22 protein-coding genes and 1 riboswitch are annotated in these 20,065 nt (G+C 27.8%); of the genes, 21 read left to right on the top strand and 1 reads right to left on the bottom strand.

Going from position 1 to position 20,065, the window contains the following annotated elements; all coding sequences use genetic code 11:
* Window positions 1-163: 163 nt before the first annotated feature.
* The 15 genes from AC11VW_RS08275 (at window position 164) to AC11VW_RS08205 (ending at window position 12,966) form a co-directional block, all read left to right on the top strand.
* Window positions 164-1,378 (top strand): ion channel, encoded by a 1,215-nt coding sequence (locus tag AC11VW_RS08275; protein WP_484300939.1) that lies wholly within the window; start codon window positions 164-166, stop codon window positions 1,376-1,378.
* Between the two features lie 187 nt (window positions 1,379-1,565).
* Window positions 1,566-2,570 (top strand): UDP-N-acetylglucosamine 4,6-dehydratase (inverting), encoded by a 1,005-nt coding sequence (gene pseB / locus AC11VW_RS08270; RefSeq protein ID WP_484300938.1) that lies wholly within the window; start codon window positions 1,566-1,568, stop codon window positions 2,568-2,570.
* A 34-nt stretch (window positions 2,571-2,604) separates the two neighbouring features.
* Window positions 2,605-3,801: a UDP-4-amino-4,6-dideoxy-N-acetyl-beta-L-altrosamine transaminase gene (pseC, locus tag AC11VW_RS08265; protein WP_484300937.1), complete on the top strand. Its 1,197-nt coding sequence runs from the start codon at window positions 2,605-2,607 to the stop codon at window positions 3,799-3,801.
* 7 nt (window positions 3,802-3,808) lie between these two features.
* Window positions 3,809-4,990 carry a GNAT family N-acetyltransferase gene (locus AC11VW_RS08260; protein WP_484300936.1) on the top strand — a complete coding sequence of 394 codons (1,182 nt, stop codon included), beginning with the start codon at window positions 3,809-3,811 and terminating at the stop codon, window positions 4,988-4,990.
* A 14-nt stretch (window positions 4,991-5,004) separates the two neighbouring features.
* Window positions 5,005-6,036 carry a UDP-2,4-diacetamido-2,4,6-trideoxy-beta-L-altropyranose hydrolase gene (gene pseG, locus AC11VW_RS08255; protein WP_484300935.1) on the top strand — a complete coding sequence of 344 codons (1,032 nt, stop codon included), beginning with the start codon at window positions 5,005-5,007 and terminating at the stop codon, window positions 6,034-6,036.
* Window positions 6,037-6,043: 7 nt separating this feature from the next.
* Entirely contained in the window at window positions 6,044-7,084 is a 1,041-nt protein-coding gene (gene pseI, locus AC11VW_RS08250; RefSeq protein ID WP_484300934.1) for a pseudaminic acid synthase, read from the top strand.
* A 203-nt stretch (window positions 7,085-7,287) separates the two neighbouring features.
* The gene (locus tag AC11VW_RS08245; RefSeq protein ID WP_484300933.1) at window positions 7,288-8,274 is read left to right on the top strand and encodes a hypothetical protein; all 987 of its coding nucleotides are present in this window, start codon (window positions 7,288-7,290) and stop codon (window positions 8,272-8,274) included.
* A 38-nt stretch (window positions 8,275-8,312) separates the two neighbouring features.
* The gene (locus tag AC11VW_RS08240; protein WP_484300932.1) at window positions 8,313-9,134 is read left to right on the top strand and encodes an SPOCS domain-containing protein; all 822 of its coding nucleotides are present in this window, start codon (window positions 8,313-8,315) and stop codon (window positions 9,132-9,134) included.
* Window positions 9,135-9,149: 15 nt separating this feature from the next.
* Entirely contained in the window at window positions 9,150-9,449 is a 300-nt protein-coding gene (locus tag AC11VW_RS08235) for a hypothetical protein (protein WP_484300931.1), read from the top strand.
* 101 nt (window positions 9,450-9,550) lie between these two features.
* Window positions 9,551-9,856, top strand: coding sequence for a hypothetical protein (locus AC11VW_RS08230; RefSeq protein WP_484300930.1), 306 nt, complete (start codon window positions 9,551-9,553; stop codon window positions 9,854-9,856).
* Between the two features lie 76 nt (window positions 9,857-9,932).
* Window positions 9,933-11,660, top strand: a complete 1,728-nt coding sequence (locus AC11VW_RS08225) for a motility associated factor glycosyltransferase family protein (RefSeq protein WP_484300929.1) — start codon at window positions 9,933-9,935, stop codon at window positions 11,658-11,660.
* Between the two features lie 50 nt (window positions 11,661-11,710).
* Complete coding sequence (locus tag AC11VW_RS08220; RefSeq protein ID WP_484300928.1) at window positions 11,711-12,025, top strand: hypothetical protein; 315 nt, start codon at window positions 11,711-11,713, stop codon at window positions 12,023-12,025.
* Between the two features lie 13 nt (window positions 12,026-12,038).
* Window positions 12,039-12,365 carry a peptidase associated/transthyretin-like domain-containing protein gene (locus tag AC11VW_RS08215; protein WP_484300927.1) on the top strand — a complete coding sequence of 109 codons (327 nt, stop codon included), beginning with the start codon at window positions 12,039-12,041 and terminating at the stop codon, window positions 12,363-12,365.
* Complete coding sequence (locus AC11VW_RS08210) at window positions 12,362-12,661, top strand: hypothetical protein (RefSeq protein WP_484300926.1); 300 nt, start codon at window positions 12,362-12,364, stop codon at window positions 12,659-12,661. Before AC11VW_RS08215 ends, AC11VW_RS08210 begins: the two co-directional genes overlap by 4 nt.
* A 17-nt stretch (window positions 12,662-12,678) precedes the next feature.
* Window positions 12,679-12,966, top strand: coding sequence for a hypothetical protein (locus AC11VW_RS08205; protein WP_484300925.1), 288 nt, complete (start codon window positions 12,679-12,681; stop codon window positions 12,964-12,966).
* Window positions 12,967-13,038: 72 nt separating this feature from the next.
* On the opposite strand, the gene yidA is transcribed toward AC11VW_RS08205, so the two are convergent.
* Window positions 13,039-13,854, bottom strand: coding sequence for a sugar-phosphatase (gene yidA / locus AC11VW_RS08200; protein WP_484300924.1), 816 nt, complete (start codon window positions 13,852-13,854; stop codon window positions 13,039-13,041).
* A 282-nt stretch (window positions 13,855-14,136) separates the two neighbouring features.
* Between yidA and AC11VW_RS08195 the strand changes: the two genes are divergently transcribed.
* The 6 genes from AC11VW_RS08195 (at window position 14,137) to grdA (ending at window position 20,058) form a co-directional block, all read left to right on the top strand.
* Window positions 14,137-15,831 (top strand): M3 family oligoendopeptidase, encoded by a 1,695-nt coding sequence (locus AC11VW_RS08195; protein ID WP_484300923.1) that lies wholly within the window; start codon window positions 14,137-14,139, stop codon window positions 15,829-15,831.
* 171 nt (window positions 15,832-16,002) lie between these two features.
* Window positions 16,003-16,117, top strand: a riboswitch (glycine riboswitch).
* Between the two features lie 99 nt (window positions 16,118-16,216).
* The gene (locus tag AC11VW_RS08190; protein ID WP_484300922.1) at window positions 16,217-16,588 is read left to right on the top strand and encodes a GrdX family protein; all 372 of its coding nucleotides are present in this window, start codon (window positions 16,217-16,219) and stop codon (window positions 16,586-16,588) included.
* Window positions 16,589-16,696: 108 nt separating this feature from the next.
* Window positions 16,697-17,662 carry a thioredoxin-disulfide reductase gene (gene trxB / locus AC11VW_RS08185; RefSeq protein ID WP_484300921.1) on the top strand — a complete coding sequence of 322 codons (966 nt, stop codon included), beginning with the start codon at window positions 16,697-16,699 and terminating at the stop codon, window positions 17,660-17,662.
* 53 nt (window positions 17,663-17,715) lie between these two features.
* A complete protein-coding gene (gene trxA, locus AC11VW_RS08180; RefSeq protein ID WP_484300920.1) occupies window positions 17,716-18,033 on the top strand; it encodes a thioredoxin TrxA in 318 nt (105 codons plus the stop codon).
* 212 nt (window positions 18,034-18,245) lie between these two features.
* The gene (locus AC11VW_RS08175) at window positions 18,246-19,532 is read left to right on the top strand and encodes a glycine/sarcosine/betaine reductase component B subunit (protein ID WP_484300919.1); all 1,287 of its coding nucleotides are present in this window, start codon (window positions 18,246-18,248) and stop codon (window positions 19,530-19,532) included.
* A gap of 46 nt (window positions 19,533-19,578) precedes the next feature.
* Window positions 19,579-20,058: a glycine/sarcosine/betaine reductase complex selenoprotein A gene (grdA, locus tag AC11VW_RS08170; protein WP_484300918.1), complete on the top strand. Its 480-nt coding sequence runs from the start codon at window positions 19,579-19,581 to the stop codon at window positions 20,056-20,058.
* The last annotated feature ends 7 nt before the right edge of the window (window positions 20,059-20,065 follow it).

Genomic DNA, 20,065 nt, shown 5'->3' with positions numbered 1-20,065 from the left:
CATTTACTACCCAAATTCACACTTAGTTTATCTGAGTTAAAATAAATATTATGTCTTTATAAAATATATTAAAAAAAATAGACAAGTATTCTATAAATAAAGGATTTTAATAATAAATAAAGTATTTACTATTAATAAACTAAAAAATAGTTAGGGTGAGATAATGCAAACTTATAGTTTTGACAAAATAAGAGATGAAATTAATATAGAGTTGAAAAATAGGCAAGTTGATAATGAAAAAAAATATGGTTTTCAGATTGAACTATTTAAAAATAAATTTGCAATAAAATCAGAATATATACCTGGGAAATCTGAGATAGGCTACGATGATATTTATAAAATAGATAATGAAAGCAAGATAATAATAAAAAAAATAGAAAAAAAAAGTATAGGTGAATTTGATGATAAGTATAACATAAAAGTTGAAAAACTAAGGAATATAGAATTTAAATATAATACATTCACTAATTGTAATTTTAACAATATAGAATTTTATAATTGTACTTTTTTTGGCAATATATTTTCAAATTGCCGATTTAAAAATATTATATTTATTAACTGTAATTTTTATGATATAAATGAATGCATTTTGATATGTAATAGTAAAACTATATTTACTAACTGCCAATTTAAAAATTGTAATATGGAAAAAAGTATATTTCAAAATGTAGATTTATATAACATAAAATTTGAACATACAAATTTAAAAGATTCTATTTTAAAAAAAGTATACATAAACAATGTGTGTATAACAGATTGCGATTGTAGGTCTTTTAAAATTATAAATTCAGATGTTAAAGAATTTGAATTTGAAGATAATTATTTAACTAAATTTGACGAATACACTTTTATAGATAAGATAAAAATAGATAAGAAATATAAGCAAAGTTATTCAGTAGCATTTAAGGTGTATAAAGGGATAGCATCAAAATTTGAAGCTAATGCCTTATTAAATAATGCAGGTGAATACTATTATATGTCAAAGTGTATGGAATATAAATATCTAACCGGGATGAATAAAGTGAAAGCAGCTATATTTTGGTTATTTTGTGGATATGGAGAAAGACCTACATTTGCTTTAATAACTTCTTTAGAGATTGTCTTAGTATTTGCAATCATGTATATGTTAACGGGGTTAAATGTAGGGGAATACGAGATAAATTATAAAGATGTATATTTACAAGGTTTTCCATATCAAAATTTAGATACAGACTTTATGAAATCATTATATTTTAGTATAGTAACATTTACTACAGTAGGATATGGCGATATAACTCCTATAGGATATAGTATACTATTATCGGGAATAGAAATGTTATTAGGTGTAACTATGGTTGGTATATGGACAGCCACTTTGGCTAGAAAAATAACAAGATAAAATCTGAAAACTATATTGGCAAATGGCATCTTCTATATAAATAAAAGATGCCATTTTAATGTTATTAAAAAAACACATAATAATTTAATTTCAAGTATATATCACAATTTCAAGTTATCATTGATATATTATATTAAGAATTAATTAATTTAAATATTAATATTTATATAAAAAGAGGAGATACCTTATGTTAAACAATAAATCAATACTCATCACAGGTGGAACCGGATCATTTGGCAAATACTTTACAAAAAGAGTATTAAGTGAATATAATCCAAAAAAAATAATAATATTTTCAAGAGATGAGTTTAAGCAAGATATATTTAGAAAAGAACTATCAATGATGTTTCCTGATAAAATGGATAAAATGAGATTTTTTATAGGAGATGTAAGAGATAAAGATAGATTATATAGAGCTTTTAATAGTATCGATTATGTAATACATGCAGCTGCAATGAAGCAAGTTCCAACCTGTGAATACAATCCTTTTGAAGCTATAAAAACTAATATACATGGAGCACAAAATATAATTGATGCTGCTATAGATAAAGGTGTAAAAAAAGTTGTTGCACTATCAACTGACAAAGCTGTAAACCCTATAAATTTATATGGTGGAACGAAGTTAGTTTCAGATAAGTTATTTATATCTGCAAATGCATACGCAGCAGGTAAAGGAACAATATTTTCAGTAGTAAGGTATGGAAATGTTGCAGGTAGTAGAGGATCAGTAATACCATTTTTTAAAAGCTTGATAGAGCAAGGATATACAGTATTACCAATCACAGATTTTAGTATGACAAGATTTTGGATAAGTTTAGAAGAAGGCGTAGATTTAGTACTCAAAGCATTAAATGAAGCAAAGGGTGGAGAAACGTATATATCCAAAATACCATCATTTAATGTAAAAGATTTAGCAAAAGCGATATTACCAAATTGTGAGCTTGAGGAAGTCGGGATAAGAGAAGGAGAAAAACTACATGAGGTAATGATAACTAAAGATGATTCAAGAATTACCTATGAATATGAAAAACACTATATAATATATCCTAATTTTGAATGGTGGAATAAAGAAAAGTTTTTTACAACAGGAGGAAAACCTATAGAAAATGGATTTGAATATAACTCAGGTAATAATACAGATTGGCTAAGCATAGAAGATTTAAGGATAGAGATAGATAAACTAGGTTTATAAAAATCACTATAAAAGGAGGAGGGGAGGGAGTAAAATGAAGTTAGATTTAGCAATTAATGGAGGTAGGCCTGTAAGAGTCAATTATCTTCCTTATGGGAAACAGTCCATTGACAAATGTGATATAGAAGCTATTATAAATATATTGAATGGAGACTACTTAACAACAGGACCAACCATTAAACAATTTGAGGATAAGGTAGCTAAATATGTAGGTACAAAATATGCAGTAGCAGTATCTAATGGAACAGCTGCACTACATGCAGCTTGTTATGCAGCTGGAATAAGAGAAGGTGATGAAGTTATAACATCTCCTATGACATTTGCAGCTTCAGCAAATTGTATTTTATATTGTGGAGGTAAACCTGTATTTGCAGATATAAATCCAGATACGTACAACATAGATCCTAAGGAAATACAAGCTAAGATAACAAATAAAACTAAAGCTATAATACCAGTACACTTCACAGGCCAAAGTGTAGATTTAGACCCTATAATGGAACTTGCCAAAAAATATAATCTTATAGTTATAGAAGATGCTGCTCATGCTTTAGGAACTAAGTATAAAGGTAAATGTATTGGAAGTATATCTCATATGGCTGAATTTAGTTTTCATCCTGTAAAAACTGTAACTACAGGAGAAGGTGGAATTATAACAACTAATTCAAAAGAATTATATGAAAAGCTTATATTATTTAGAACTCATGGGATAACAAAGAATTCAGAAGTTATGTCTCATAAAGAAGAAGGACATTGGTATTATGAACAAATAGACCTCGGTTACAATTACAGGATAACTGATTTACAATGTGCACTTGGATTGAGCCAAATGGATAAGATAGATGGTTTTATAAAAAGAAGGAAAGAACTAGTTAAGATGTACAATAAAGAGCTAAGTAAAGTAGATGGGATTATTATTCAAAAGGAGGAAAAAATTTCAGATACTAGTAGACATTTATATATAATTAAATTAGATTTAGATAAGTTTACAGTAGGTAGGAAAGAGATATTTGAGGCATTACTTGCTGAAAATATAGGAGTGAATGTTCACTACTTACCTGTATATTTACATCCATATTATCAAAAGTTAGGATATCAGAAAGGTCTGTGCCCTAATGCAGAAAAGTTATATAAATCCATGATTACGTTACCACTATATCCTGCAATGAGTGATAATGATTTTGAAGATGTAATAAATGCTGTAAATAAGGTATTAGATTACTATAGAAAGTAGGAATAAAATGAATCAAAAAAGAGTAGTAGCTATTATTCAAGCTAGAGTTGGATCTACTAGATTGCCTAGAAAAGTACTTAAAGAGATAAAAGGAAAGACGATTTTATATCATGTAGCTGAAAGAGTAAAACAATGTAAGTATATAAATGATATAGTGATAGCTACATCTAATTTAGAACAAGATGATGATATAGTGAAAGAAGCACAAGATATAGGAGTATTATATTTTAGAGGTAGCGAGTCAGATGTTTTAAGTAGATATTACAATGCTGCAAAATCAAATAATGCTGATATAGTTGTAAGAATAACCTCAGATTGTCCGCTTATAGATCCTAATATTACTGACCAATTAGTTAAATATTACTTAAATAATAAGTATGATATTGTAACAAATGCAGTAGCAGACTTATCAAAGAGAACATATCCTAGAGGATTAGATACAGAGGTATTTTCATTTGAGCAGCTTGAACTTGCTAATTTAAAGGCAAAAGAGACTTACCAAAGAGAACATGTAACACCTTATATATATGAAAATACTGATAATGTATATTATTATTTAAATGATATAGACTATTCAAAATATAGATGGACTTTAGATACTAGAGAGGATTTTATATTAATAAATGAAATATACAACCATTTTTATAATGGTAATCACGATTTTTATTTATATGAGGTAGTAAAATTTATAGAAAAAAATCCTAGATTACATGATATAAATAAAGATTTTGAAAAAAAATATAATATAGGAAGTCCTATTACTATAAAGTTGAGAAAAGCAACTTATGAGGATTGTTATTTATTATTTGATTGGTTTAATGATGAAGTAGTAAGAGCTAATTCGTTTAACTCTGAAAAAATAGATATTGAAACTCATAAACGATGGTTAGAAGATAAATTACAAGATAAAAATATAGAACTATATATAATATTAAATGATAACTATAATGTTGGAACTATTAGAATTGAGAATAGAGATAGAGAAGCTATGATTAGTTATAGCATAGCTAGTGAATTTAGAGGAAAAGGAATTGGCAAAGCGGTTCTCAAGTATATGAAGGATAACATAAAAGAAAGAAAATTAGTAGGATTAGTAAAATATGATAATATTGCGTCAATCAAATCATTTGAAAGTGCTGGATATAAAAAAATTATAGAAAAAGATTATATAAAGTTTATATCTATATAAATTAGAGGTATTGTATGAAGTATATAGGAATAAGGGCTGATGGTAGTGCTGATAAAGGTATGGGCCATATAATGAGATGTATAGCTATAGCAAAGGAGTTTAGAGATAGAGGAATAAAACCGATTTTTATAATTAAAAAAGATAAAAGTGTAAGTAACTTATTAAGTGAACACGATATAGAGTATATAGATATAAAATCTATAGATATATATAGTGAAATAGAGGAAGTAGAGAAAATTTTAAAAATAATAAAATTTGATTATATTTTAACAGATTCATATTGGTTAAGTAATGAATATTTAGAAAGATTAAAAAGGATTTCGAAAATTTTAATTTCCATAGATGATAACAGTTTATATCAATACCCAAGTGATATAATTATAAATTCCAACCTATACGCCAAGGATTTGAATTATAAATTCAAAAATGACAATTGCATTACTTTACTTGGAACCAAGTATTCAATGCTTAGAAAAGAGTTCCAAAACATAAATCCTATAAAAATAAAATCTAAAGTAAAACGAATCCTAGTTACTATGGGAGGGGCAGATATTAACAACTTTACTCCTATAGTTTTAGACAGTTTATCGGAAATAGAAGATAATGTAACTATAGATGTAGTAGTTGGAAGTCTATTTAAATGTAGCGAAAAGTTAATTGATATAGCTAGAGAAAATAAAAATATAAATCTTATATTTAATCCCACTAACATGAAAGAAGTTATGGAAAAATGTGATTTATCTATTTCTGCATCTGGAACAACTGCATATGAATTAGGGGTGTTAGGAATTCCTACTATATTAATATCTCAAATAGATAATCAAATCAATATAGCAAAAAAAGCAAATGATTTAGGAATGATGATAAATCTAGGAAAATATGATGAAATAGATTTATTAGAAATATATAAAGTAGTAAAAAAACTTATCAATGATGTAGATATGAGAAAAAGAATGAACAAAATAGCAATAAGTACTATTGACAGCAATGGTGTTAGAAATATAGTAAATGAAATAATAAATTATAAATATAGTATTGAAGGATGAGATAACAATGAAAATTGACAACTTTAATATAGATAACAATTCTCCATGTTTTATAATAGCAGAGTTATCAGCAAATCATGGTCATGATATAGAGATTGCTAAAAAAACTATAAAAGCAGCTAAAGAAAGTGGAGCACATGCTATAAAAATCCAAACATATACGGCAGATACTATAACTATAGATTGTGATAATGAATATTTTCAAATAAAGCAAAATACCATATGGGATGGAGCAACCTTATATAAGTTGTATCAAGATGCATATACACCCTGGGAATGGCAAAAGGAATTAAAGGAGTATGCTGAAAGCATAGGGTTAATTTTATTTTCAAGTCCTTTTGATAAAACAGCAGTAGATTTTTTAGAAGATTTAGACGTACCTGCATATAAAGTAGCTTCATTTGAAATAACTGATATACCACTTATAGAATATATAGCATCCAAAGGTAAGCCAGTTATAATATCTACAGGAATAGCTAATATAGAAGATATAGAAGAGGCAGTTCAAGCATGTAAAAGAATGGGTAACAATGATATAATTTTATTAAAATGTACATCATCATATCCAGCTAAATTAGAAGATGCAAACTTATCAACTATAGCAGATTTAAAAAATAGATTTAATGTTGTAGCAGGATTATCAGACCACACGATGGATGTAGAAGTTCCTATAACTGCAGTTGCATTAGGTTCAAAAGTTATAGAAAAGCATTTTATATTAGATAGAAATATAGGAGGACCAGATGCATCATTTTCACTAGAGCCACAACAATTCAAGGCTATGGTTGATGCTATTAGAAATGTAGAAAAAGCTATAGGTATAGTAGACTATGAATTAAGCGAAAAAAAGAAAAAAAGTAGAGAACTTTCAAGATCTTTATTTATAGTTGAAGATGTTAAAAAAGGTGAAATACTAACCGAAAAAAATGTAAAATCAATACGCCCTGGATTTGGTCTACATCCAAAATACTATAATAATATTATAGGCAAAAAAATAAATAAAGATATAAAGAAAGGTACGCCATTAACGTTTGAATTAATTGATTAAAAAATATATACACTGAGTTTATATAATCTTACTTAAAAGATACAAAAGGATATATCAAAATAATTTTATTAATTGTTTTGATATATCCTTTTGTTTTGAACTTTATATTTACATTAAATTAGGCAAAGTAGTTTCAAAAACATTTTACTATTCATAATATAAAGTAATACTAGTGGGAAATGAGAGAATTAAGGGGGATAATAATGTCCAAGGTAATGAGAGAGTTAATAGAATATGACGGAATAACAATATGTCCATATGAAAATATGCCATATTTTACACAATTAAATGTTGAACATATATTTTCTATACCACCGCAAAAACCAGATATAGATAGAATAGTTAGTGTATATGCAGAGGGAACTATAACAGATTCAAAAGTAATATCGACAGTAAAAGGAAAATCTTTAGAAGGACAAAATTTAGAAGGATATGATGTTATGGTGTCTGGAGAAATTTTTATGAAGATAGAATATTTAGAGTGTGAGTCCTGTCATAGCTGTGAATGTAATATACCCATTAATACTGCAGAGATAAGTTTTTCATTTTATGGAGATATAGTATTACCACAGCAAATAAACATAGATTCTGTTGTAAACGTAAGCATAGGTATAGAAGATATATTCTCAGAGAAAATGGATTTAAGATCTATATATAATAATATAACAATGATGCTAATAGCAGATGTATCTTACTTGGGAAAAGACTTAAATATAAAAACAGATAATTGTAATCAAAATCTACTTCCAATTATGCCTACCTATTTCACACAAGAAATGATATGTGAAATTATAAATATAGACCCTAAAAAACTAGACATAGAAAGAATTATCGATATATCCGTATGGCCTGAAATAGCAAGTATGAAGTTAATAGATACAGTTACAGGAACATCAAATGAAGGGCAAATACTAAGTGGAGTAAGTTTAGTAGTAGAAGTCAAAGTAAAAGAAAAAATAACCTATATAGCCTGTGAACCTACTCAAATGGCTCAAATTAGTTACCATGAAAACTTGAAAATCATAAACATAGTAATACCTAGCGAAGTAAATGGAAGAAATATTTATGATTTAGTCAGAGCAGATAGGATAAGTGTAACTCCTTACGTTGAAGGTGTTAAATTTAAAAAGTTAAATAGCAAATCAATAGATTTATGTATGATGTTACTTGTAGATGTGAAAATTTGCTAAAGTATAATAGCATGAACATATATAAAGGGGGTTATATAGTGGCAACAAATGCACAATTTACAATAAGTAAAATACCATCTGGGCATTATTCAGATATAGGAGATATAATAATTTACACTATGAAAGCTTTAAATAATGGAAGAAACGATATTTATAATATATATATAGAAGATTCATTGAATCCATCGATACAATTCATACCGGGATCTGTAATAATAAATGGAACAGAAACTCCAGACGCCGATATTTTATCGGGAATATTAATTCCAAAACTTAGCGCTAGTCAAACTATAACAATCAGTTATGAGGTAGTTATAACAAATACAGCTTATTCAAATTATGAACAAAGTTTAGACAGTGTAAAATATAACTATTCCATATCTAATAATCAAAAATTAATTAAAAGTTTAGAAAATGAGGAAAATTTAGTTCGTATGAATAATGTTCCAATGTATAATTTTAGACAAATAAGTATAGAAAAAAAATTACTAATGGACAGTGTAAAGCCAGATATAAAAGAAATACTTAACATAACATCAGAAATAGAGATAATTAAATATTATGTAATAGCCACACCTAACATAAAATCCTTAGAAAATCAAAATTTATCAGGATATAAATTAATAATTTATGGATTAATTAAATATACAGTACAATACACATCAGAGGATGGACTAATATATTCATCTCATTATAATATTCCATTTGGTACATTTATAGTATTAGCAGAAAATTACGTAATAGGTAGTAAATTAGAAGTTGATGGAATAGTGGAAGATATTTATTATAAAAAATTAAATGTTAAAGAATATTTAACAAACGCAATAGTATTAGTGAACGCTAAAATCTTATGCAGTTAATGAAAAGGTGTTGAAATGGGAGAATCTAATAGTGTTTATGTTGATGGAAGTGAAATTATTAAAAATGGTGGAGCAATAGCAGATGTTTATATGGATGTACAAGAATATATCTTTGTAACAGGAAAAGTATATAGTCCAGATAAAGAAGTTTTATCAAATGTAGCTGTAGCAATTACTCTAATAGATAAAAATACAACTCCACCTATAGAAACATTTTTAGGAGTTACATTTTCAAATGAAGAGGGAACTTATGGAGTATCTTTATTGTGGAAAAATAACTATGAATATAAATTTGTGCCATATTGCGGAATGTAAAATGAAGATTTATAAAATAAAAATGTAACAGTATTCGAATTTTAGAATATTATAGACCAAGGATGAAGAATCCTTAACTATATAATATAGGAGAGATTTATATGGCAACAAAAAGAAATTATAGACCGAAACAAACAGCTATAACAACAGCAGATACTACTAAAGCTGCTGTGCCAATAGTAACTACTAATTTAGAAACTAGTAAGTGGCCTCTAATATTCGTAGGAGGTGTTGCTGAGGCAACAGATGCACAAATTATTTCAAATGGAACTGTTATAATTTGGGCAAATACTGCGTCAGCTGGTACTATTGAATCAGCGGATTATATGACTTTTACAGATAATTATGGTAGATATGGAATAACTATTGCAAGTAGTAACAAGTATGTAGTTAAAATATACAGTTAATAGTATAAATCAAATGGAGATTAGCCTATGGCTAATCTTCAACTTTAGTACAAATAATACTTGTTTAGGAGGAGTTATGTTTAATTTAAAAAAGCAGAAAAGTGATGATGGTTACTACCTATATGAAGTAAATATTGGTGAAAAATCCTATTATTTAGGAGATAGATATAATTACAAAAAAAATATACAAAATTTAATAGATAATTTAGAGGGACTTTTATTTGATTCTGTAGTATTTATATTTGGCATTGATGCGGGAGAATATATTACTGAATTAGAAAATAGATTATGCGAATGTAATCTAGTTATAATAATAGAACCAAATAAAGAAATATATGATATTCACAAGGATAATATAGAAAAGGATAATATTAATTTAATATTATATGATGAAGAAATGATAAAATCAATTTTAAAAAACATTATAAATTATAAGAATGTCAATAGATTACATGTTCACTGTTTTGGAAATTATGAACAACTGTATGAGCAAGAATATAAAAAATTTATAGAAATTTTAGATAGTAGATATTATGTAGCTAGTGCATCAATAGGGCTTGCTTATAGGTTTAGACAAATGTTTTTTGAAAATATGATTTCAAATCTGTTAATGATAAATGACTCGTCACCTTTAAATTCATATATAAATTCAAATGAAAATATACCAGCTATAATAGTATCGGCTGGCCCATCCTTAGATAAAAATATTCAGACTATGTTGAAATATAAAAATCAGTTAGACAAGTTTTTTATAGTAGCAGGGAATAGAACTATGGGTTCTCTTATTGAAAATGGAATCACTCCCAATTTAGTCATATCTGTAGACCCAGCACCAATCAATTATAGTATGATGAAAAAATACTTAGATGAAAAAGTTCCATTTGCTTTTTATGAATATAGTAATAAAGACTTAGTAAAGGATTATAAAGGGGAAAAAATATATATATCAGAACTATTTTCATACATTATAGAAGATTTAAAAAATCTAACAGGAACCTATGCTGGTGGTTCTGTTGCTCATACCTGCATAGATGCAGCTGTAATTATGGGATGCAACCCCATAATATTAGTAGGTCAAGATTGTGCACTTACTTATGACAAACATCATTCAGATAATGCAACTTTTAATATAGATAAAAATCCAGATCCATCAGGATTAATTTTAATTGAAGATGTATACGGGAATGAAATAAAAACAACAGTCACATTAAATCTTTTTAAAAGTAAGATTGAAGAATATATAAATTTAGTTCAGCAATATAAAAAAGTTGAATTTATAAATGCATCTTATGGAGCAGATATAGTTGGTGCTTCTCATAGAGAATTAGAAGAAATAATAACATCAATGAATTTTAATGAAGATGCAAAAAAATTAACTCCTGACAAATGTATTAACATAGATTCTAATGAAATAATAAGACAAATTCTACAATCTATAAATAAATTTATAGATGAATCTAATAAATGTATAAATATATGCAAAGAGCTTTTAACTAGAGATGCATTAGATTCATTATTAGATATGAATGAAGATGATATAAATTTACAACAATTTTTATATGTATTTAATGTTTTACAAGAATTTGAAAGTAATAAAACAAGTTATTATTTGGGTAGTTATTTAGTGAAATTTTTATTTGATGTAAGGCAAAAACACTTTGAAATGTCAGCACAAGATTATTCAAAATTAACTTCTAATTTTAAATATCAAAGTAATGCTTTATTAAATTATTTTGAAGATTTAAAAATTGTACTAGAAGAAGTAAAAGACTTATTTTTAACTGTTGTACCAAATTTAGATTAATATCATATTATAATATAAAAAATATAGACATTGACAATGGAGGCATGTATATGAGTAAAAAAGTTATCATAGATGGTAAGGAATATACAGAAAGAACAATTAGTTATGTAGAAATAGATGGAGTAAAAACTGATGGGAATGTAATAACACCAGGATTAAATAATAAAGGTGGAACTATGAATCTAAAAATAGCTGTTACATCAGTTGTTGAAGAAAGTGTACAGCCTGATTCACCACAAATACAATCTATAGAAAACATAGATAGAGGCGAGCAACTTAGTATATCAGAAGTTACAGAAAATAAAGAAACTAAGTCCTGGATAAGAAAAATAATTGATTCAATAAAAAGATTTATAAAAAAATAAAAGGGTCTAATAAATGGAAGAATTAGAGACCAATTATATAATTATAAAAAGTTCTGACTTAGTTGAAGGAAAACCTTATGATGTAAAAATTATTATTCCCCAAAAAAAAGAATATAATATAAAAGGTATAGTTTATGATGAAAATTTATATCCACTATCTCATGCATCTATAGAAATTATGGAAATTGACAAAATAAGTGGAGCTAGTAAAGTTATAGGAAATATTTTTTCTAATGATATTGGAGAATATGTATTTGCTGTATCTCCAACATTTAATCTTGAGTATAAGATAACTGCATATTCTCCTTTAATTAAAAATTCAAAGAGTGATACAATATGAAGACGTACACTGAAATCATAATTACACCGCAAGAATTAAAAGAAAATTATTTAGTATGTAAGACTATTATAATACCAAAGATACATCAAGTATTAATAATAGGAAAAGTAGTATATAAAGACGAAACTCCTGCAAGCGACACTTCAGTGATAATATCTAAAATTGATTCAAACTATAATCCACCAATAACAACTAAGATAGGATTTTTAATAACTGATATAGAGGGAAAATTTATAACCTATCTTGAAAAAATAGATAAAGTTGACTATCTTCTAGAATTTTATCCTCCAGTATAATACATAGGAGGGCGAGCATGAAAGAAAGTAATTTACTATATGGAATAGTTAAATATGATGATGGTAGTCCTGTAAGAGATGCACTTGTAGAGGTACAAGAGATTAGAAATTGTAGTGTTAATCCTATTTATGAAGGTTGTCAAATTTGTGAGTGTCCCTTAAATAGATATACAACAACAAATATAAATGGTGAATTTTATATGAAAATATACAATAAATCCTCATACTATAAGGTTAAAATATATCCAACAGAAATAAACTCATTACAGATATCTTATAGCATGTCAAAACTAGATAAAATATAGGTAGTATAGTTAAATTTAACTATACTACTTATATTTTTTTATAGCACATAGGAAATTATATTATAGATGAATTTATAATTTATTTAATATAAATTTATCTATAACATGAGCAACTCCATGTTCATTGTTAGTTTTAGTTATATAACTAGCGATATCTTTTATACTATCACGAGCATTTCCCATAGCAACTCCTAGACCTGCTAATTTTATCATATGTTGGTCGTTTTCTTCATCACCAACAGCTATTGTTTTTTCGATAGGTATATTTATATTTTCGCATAAAGCTTGTAGCGCAGTACCTTTATTAGCGGCTTTATTTAAAAACTCTAAGAAGAAAGGAGCGGATCTAACCACTGTATATTTTTCGAAAATTTCTTTAGGAAGAACATTTAAAATTTCTTCTAATTTTTCAGGCTCATCGATAATCATTATTTTACAGAATGTTATACTATCATCTATTTCATCTTCACTTTTATAAACAATAGGTATTTGGTTTAACTCAGCTTCTAGTAACGTATATTTACTAGGTTCTTCATGCGGAGTTATTACATTAATTGGTGTGTTTATATGAACCTTTGTATCAAGTTCTTTTACGATTTTATATATAGTTTTAAAATCATCATAAGTCATCTCTATATTAGAAATCACCTTTTCACTTTTCACTTCTTGGACTACTGCTCCATTAAAACATATAACGTAGTCACCTTCATCTGTAAGATTCAATTCATTTAAAAGTGGAGTGACTCCTGGTAGAGGTCTACCTGTTGACAATACGACTTTTGCACCTTGTTTCTTTGCTTCTTGGATAGAGTTAAATACATCTGATGTAATCTTTTTATCACTATTTAATAAAGTTCCATCTATGTCTAGAGCTATTAATTTATACATACTAATCCTCCTAATAATATAAAATATAAGACAAATATAATTATATCAATATATGCAGAGTTTATAAACTAAAATAAAAAATTACTCTGATTATGTATTTAATAACCTAAATGTGATACCTGTTATTTGAGAGTAGATATTGAATTTATAATATATGGTATAATATGGAATGTAACTTGAGATATGGAGTAATTATTTGTAGATAGTTAATTATAATTGCATAAGATATCTCATAGTTGGTATATATAATAATATAGCTAAATAACATAAGGAGAGATCGATATGAAATTTTCAGAATTCAAATATGAAAGACCAAATTATGAAGAAAATAAAAAGGAAATTGGAAATTTAGTGCAAAAGATAAATACATCATCTAATTACAAGGAACAAAGAGAAAATATAAATGAGCTTAATGAAAGAAGAAACAATATACAAACTATGCAGACTATATGTTCAATAAGACATAGCATAGATACTGAAGATGAATTTTATGAAAAAGAAAAAAGATATTGGGATGAATATTCACCCCTATACGAAGAGATAAACTCAGAGTTCTATAAATCAGTAGTAGAGTCTAAGTTTAAGCAAGAAATAGAAAAAGATTTTGGACAACAGTTTGTAAAAATATCGCAGTATTCTTTAAAGTCTTTTTCCAAAGAGATAATAAAAGAATTACAAGAAGAAAATAAACTTTGCTCGCAATATAGTAAATTACTAGCATCTGCAAAAATAAACTTTGAGGATGAAGAAAGAAATTTATCTGGATTAGGTAAATTTATGCAATCTAAAGATAGAGATATGAGAATAAAAGCATCGAAAGCTTATTACAATTTTTTTGAAGAAAATGAAGAAAAATTTGATGATATATTTGATAAGTTAGTAAAATTAAGAGCAAAAATGGCTACAAAACTTAATTTCAATAACTTTGTAGAACTAGGTTATATAAGAATGATGAGAACTGATTATAATTCTGAGATGGTTAAAAACTTCAGAAAACAAGTTCTTAAGTATATAGTTCCTGTTGCAAGTGATCTTTACAAAAGACAAGAAAAAAGATTAGGGATAGAAAAGTTAGTATATGTAGATGAAAACTTCGAATTTTTAAGTGGTAACGCAACTCCTAAAGGAGACCCTGAGTATATAATTGAAAATGGGAAAAAAATGTACTCAGAGTTATCAAAAGAAACAAAAGAATTCTTTGAATTTATGCTAGAAAATGAACTTATGGATTTAGTAACTAAAAAAGGAAAAGCAGCAGGTGGGTATTGTACTTATATACCTAATTATCAAGCACCGTTTATATTCTCAAACTTTAATCAAACATCAGATGATATAGATGTATTAACTCATGAAGCTGGGCATGCTTTCCAATTATATATGTCTACATGGATCGATATGCCAGAAATAAATTTCCCAACTTATGAAAGTTGTGAGATTCATTCTATGAGTATGGAATTTATAACTTGGCCATGGATGGATTTATTCTTTAAAAAAGATACTGAAAAATATAAATTTACTCATTTGTCTTCAGCAATTAAATTTATTCCATATGGAATATTAGTAGACGAATTCCAACATGATATATATGAAAATCCAACTATGAGTAAGGAAGAAAGAAAAAAAGTATGGAGAGATTTAGAGAAAAAATATCTTCCTCATAAAGACTATGAGGGATGTGAGTTCCTAGAAAATGGAGGTTGGTGGTTTAAACAAGGCCACATATTTAAAAATCCATTTTATTATATTGACTATACTCTAGCTCAAATATGTGCGCTACAGTTTTGGAAAAAGATGAGGGAAAATAAAGAACAAGGTTGGAATAGTTATTTAGATATATGTAGGGTTGGTGGAACTAAATCTTTCTTAGAAATTGTTAATATAGGTAATCTAAAATCTCCATTTGAAGATGGATGTGTAGACAATGTTATAGATGCTATTAAAGAATGGTTAGATCAAGTGGATGATAGTAACCTATAAAAATACAAATATATACAAAAAAGTGAATTTTATATAAAAATAACTCGAAAAATGATACAAAATTTTCTGAAAAATATATTGAAAAATAAATAGAAAGTTTATATACTTAACTTAGATGATATAGATAATACTTATAGGAAGAAATATTATAATTAAAAAATAGATATCCGAATGAAGGGCATGGGAGACAACTTTTAAATATAAAAGTGACCGAAGGGACAAACTTAATTTATTAATCCAAATTAAATTAAGTGAAATTCTCAGGTAAAAATACTATGCCTAGACGGACCTCTGAAGAGTATATTAACAGAGAGAACAAATTGGGGTTTGTTTTCTCTGTTTTTAATTTGCAAAAAAAATAGAATTTTGAAAGCGAGAGGGATTCATGATAATAATCACTAATAACCCAATTGTTAAACAAGAAATTACAAATAAAGAAATTTTGCATAAAGATATTACATACATAGAAATATTAAAAGAATGTAGAGACCTAATACATAAGGGCTATGAGCTTTTATCACACCCACTTTACGGAAGCGTAAAACCTAATGAAACGCCATATCGAAGTATAATAATGAAAAAAGGAAAAAATCTAGATACAAATTCACTAATATTGATAGAAGAAGCGATAGCCACTTGTAGTAAATTTCAAAAAAATAAAATAACTCCAAATTGGACAGAAAAAGTTACAGATGATTTTAAAGTTATAGACTTTGATATATTAAATAATACATTACAAAGAATTCAATATATATAACAATATCTTACTTCGTTGTTAAAGAAATAACAAAGAGTGATATGATTTGGTTTCTCAAACATGGAATTTTAAAATTCCTTTAATTGAAATATAAAAGGGGGTAGTTCAATGGAAAATTTATATGATTTAATCATAATAGGTTCAGGACCAGCAGGTCTTTCTGCAGGACTTTATGGTGCAAGAGCAAAGCTTAAAACACTTATATTGGAAAAAGGAAAAACTGGTGGACAGATAGTTACTACACATGATGTAGCAAATTATCCAGGTTCTGTAGAAGATGCAAGTGGACCAAAGTTAATAGCTAGGATGGTTGAACAATGCAAAAGCTTTGGGGCTGAAATGATTAAAGACAACATAGTTGAAGCTAATATAGATGGTAAGATAAAAGTACTAAAAGGCGAAAAAGGTGAATATAAAGGCAAAGTTGTTATCATAGCAACGGGAGCAACTCCAAGAAAATTAGGAGCTCCAGGAGAAAAAGAACTTACTGGAAAAGGTGTATCTTATTGTGCAACATGTGATGGAGATTTCTTCACAGACTTAGAAGTATTTGCAGTTGGTGGAGGAAATAGTGCAGTTGAAGAAGGTATGTTTTTAACTAAGTTTGCTAGAAAAGTAACGATAGTTCATAGAAGAGATGAGTTATCATGTGCTAAATCAATAGCAGATAAAGCTAAAGGAAATTCAAATATAGAATTTATGTTTAATACATCTATAAAGGAACTACATGGTGATGGAATACTAGAAAAAGTTGTATTTGAAAATACTGTAACAGGTGAGTTAACAGAATATGAAGCAGATGAAGAGGATGGAACAATGGGAGTATTTGTATTTGTTGGTCTTGATCCTCAAACAAGCTTATTTAAAGGTAAAATAAATATGGATAAAAGAGGATATATAATAACAGATGAAGAGATGAGAACTAATGTAGAAGGAGTATTTGCAGCAGGAGATTGCAGAGTTAAGACTTTAAGACAAGTGGTAACAGCTACAAGTGATGGTGCAATAGCTACAATAGTGGCTGAAAAATATATTGATAATAAATTAGAACACTTAGAAGAAGCAAAAGTATAAAAATATGTTTTGCTTTAAAATAAGATATTAAAATATGAAGGGGGATTTAAAATATGGTAGTTTTAGATAAAAATATTTTTGAAGAAGAAGTTTTAAAACAAGAAGGTATAGTAGTTGTAGATTTCTGGAGTGAAGGGTGTGAGCCTTGTAAAGCATTACTTCCAGAGGTTGAAGAGTTAGCTAACCAATATGGTGATAACTTCAAGTTTTGTAAATTAGATACTACAAAGGCTAGAAGATTAGCTATAAAAGAGAAAGTATTAGGTCTTCCAACTATAGCTATATACAAAGATGGTGCAAAAATAGATGAAGTTACAAAAGATGATGCTACAAAATCTAATATAGAAGAAATGATTAAAAAATACCTTTAATATTGCTATAAATTTGAGAAAATCTCAAATCTATATATATAAGTTTAGTTAAATAGCTTAATCAATAGACTTAATCAATAGACATAGATACTATTTGAGGTTTAAGAGTAAATATACATAACTTAATTAGTATTTTAAATTATATGATTAAGCTATTTACAAACTTAAAGATTACTAAATTCTTAATAAGTAAAAAATTGGGGGGTGCAAGTATGCGTCTTGAATTAGGAAAAATTTTCATAAAAGACATTCAGTTTGCTGACGTTACTGAGGTAAGAGATGGAGTTTTATACGTAAATAAAGAAGAGATGCTTGAAGCAATTGGTGGAGATGAGCACATAAAATCTATAGATATAGATTTAGTTCGTCCAGGTGAAAGTGTAAGAATAACACCAGTAAAAGATGTTATAGAGCCAAGAGTTAAAGTTGAAGGTAGGGGAGGAATATTCCCAGGAATAATATCAAAAGTTGATACTGTAGGAGAAGGAAGAACTCATGCACTTTCTGGTTGTGCAGTTGTAACTACAGGAAAAATAGTTGGTTTCCAAGAAGGTATAATAGATATGACTGGTCCTGGAGCTGATTATTGTCCATTCTCTACACTTAATAATGTAGTAGTCATAGCAGAACCTGTAGATGGATTAAAGCAACATAACCATGAAAAAGCTGTTAGAATGATAGGATTTAAAGCTGCAGCATATTTAGGAGAAGCAGGAAGAAATGTAACTCCTGATGAAATAAAAACTTATGAAACTAAGCCATTATTAGAGTCAATAGCAGAGTATCCTAATCTTCCAAAAGTAGGATATGTATATATGCTTCAAACTCAAGGATTACTTCATGATACATATGTATACGGAGTAGATGCAAAACAAATAGTTCCAACTATGCTTTACCCAACAGAACTTATGGATGGAGCAATTGTAAGTGGTAACTGTGTTTCTGCATGTGATAAAAATCCATCTTATGTTCATATAAATAACTCTGTAGTAGAAGATTTATATGCACAACATGGAAAAGAAATAAACTTTGTAGGTGTAATTATAACTAATGAAAACGTATACCTTGCAGATAAAGAAAGATCATCTAACTGGACTGCTAAGTTATGTAAGTATTTAGGATTAGATGCAGTTATAATATCTCAAGAAGGATTTGGAAATCCAGATACAGATCTTATAATGAACTGTAAAAAAATAGAGAATGAAGATATAAAAACTGTTATAGTAACAGATGAATATGCAGGACGTGATGGAGGTTCTCAATCACTTGCAGATGCAGATGTATTAGCAAATGCAGTTGTAACAGGTGGAAATGCTAATGAATTAATAGTACTTCCTAAGATGGATAAAATAATAGGTCATATAGAAGTAGTAGATTTTATAGCTGGTGGATTTGCTGGAAGTTTAAGAGAAGATGGAAGCATAGAAGCTGAAATACAAGTTATAACTGGAGCTACTAATGAAACAGGATTTGGAAAATTATCTACAGTAACTTATTAATATATAAATAAGTTAGGTAGTACGTATAAATTAAAGGGGGATAACTATGAGCATACTTGCGAATAAAAAGGTCCTTATAATAGGTGACCGTGATGGTATACCAGGACCTGCGATAGAAGAGTGTATAAAAGGTATAGAGGGAGCAGAAGTAATATTTTCTTCAACAGAATGTTTTGTCTGAACGGCTGCAGGGGCTATGGACTTAGAAAACCAAAAGAGAGTTAAAGAAGCTTGTGAAAAACACGGAGCAGACAATCTTGTGGTTTTATTAGGTGCATCTGAAGCCGAAGCTGCGGGGCTTGCAGCTGAGACAGTAACTGCTGGTGATCCAACTTTCGCTGGACCACTTGCTGGAGTTGAATTAGGACTTAGAGTATATCATGTTGTAGAAGAAGAAATGAAAGCGGAATTTGATGCTGCTGTTTACGATGAACAAATAAGTATGATGGAAATGGTACTTGAAGTTGATGAAATAGTAGAAGAAATGTCTAGTGTTAGAGAACAATTCTGTAAGTTTAATGATTAATTAAACA

This window comes from Romboutsia sp. (assembly GCF_056995035.1).
The sequence above is the reverse complement of the archived record's forward strand: the minus strand, read 5'-3'. Positions and strand labels throughout refer to the sequence as shown.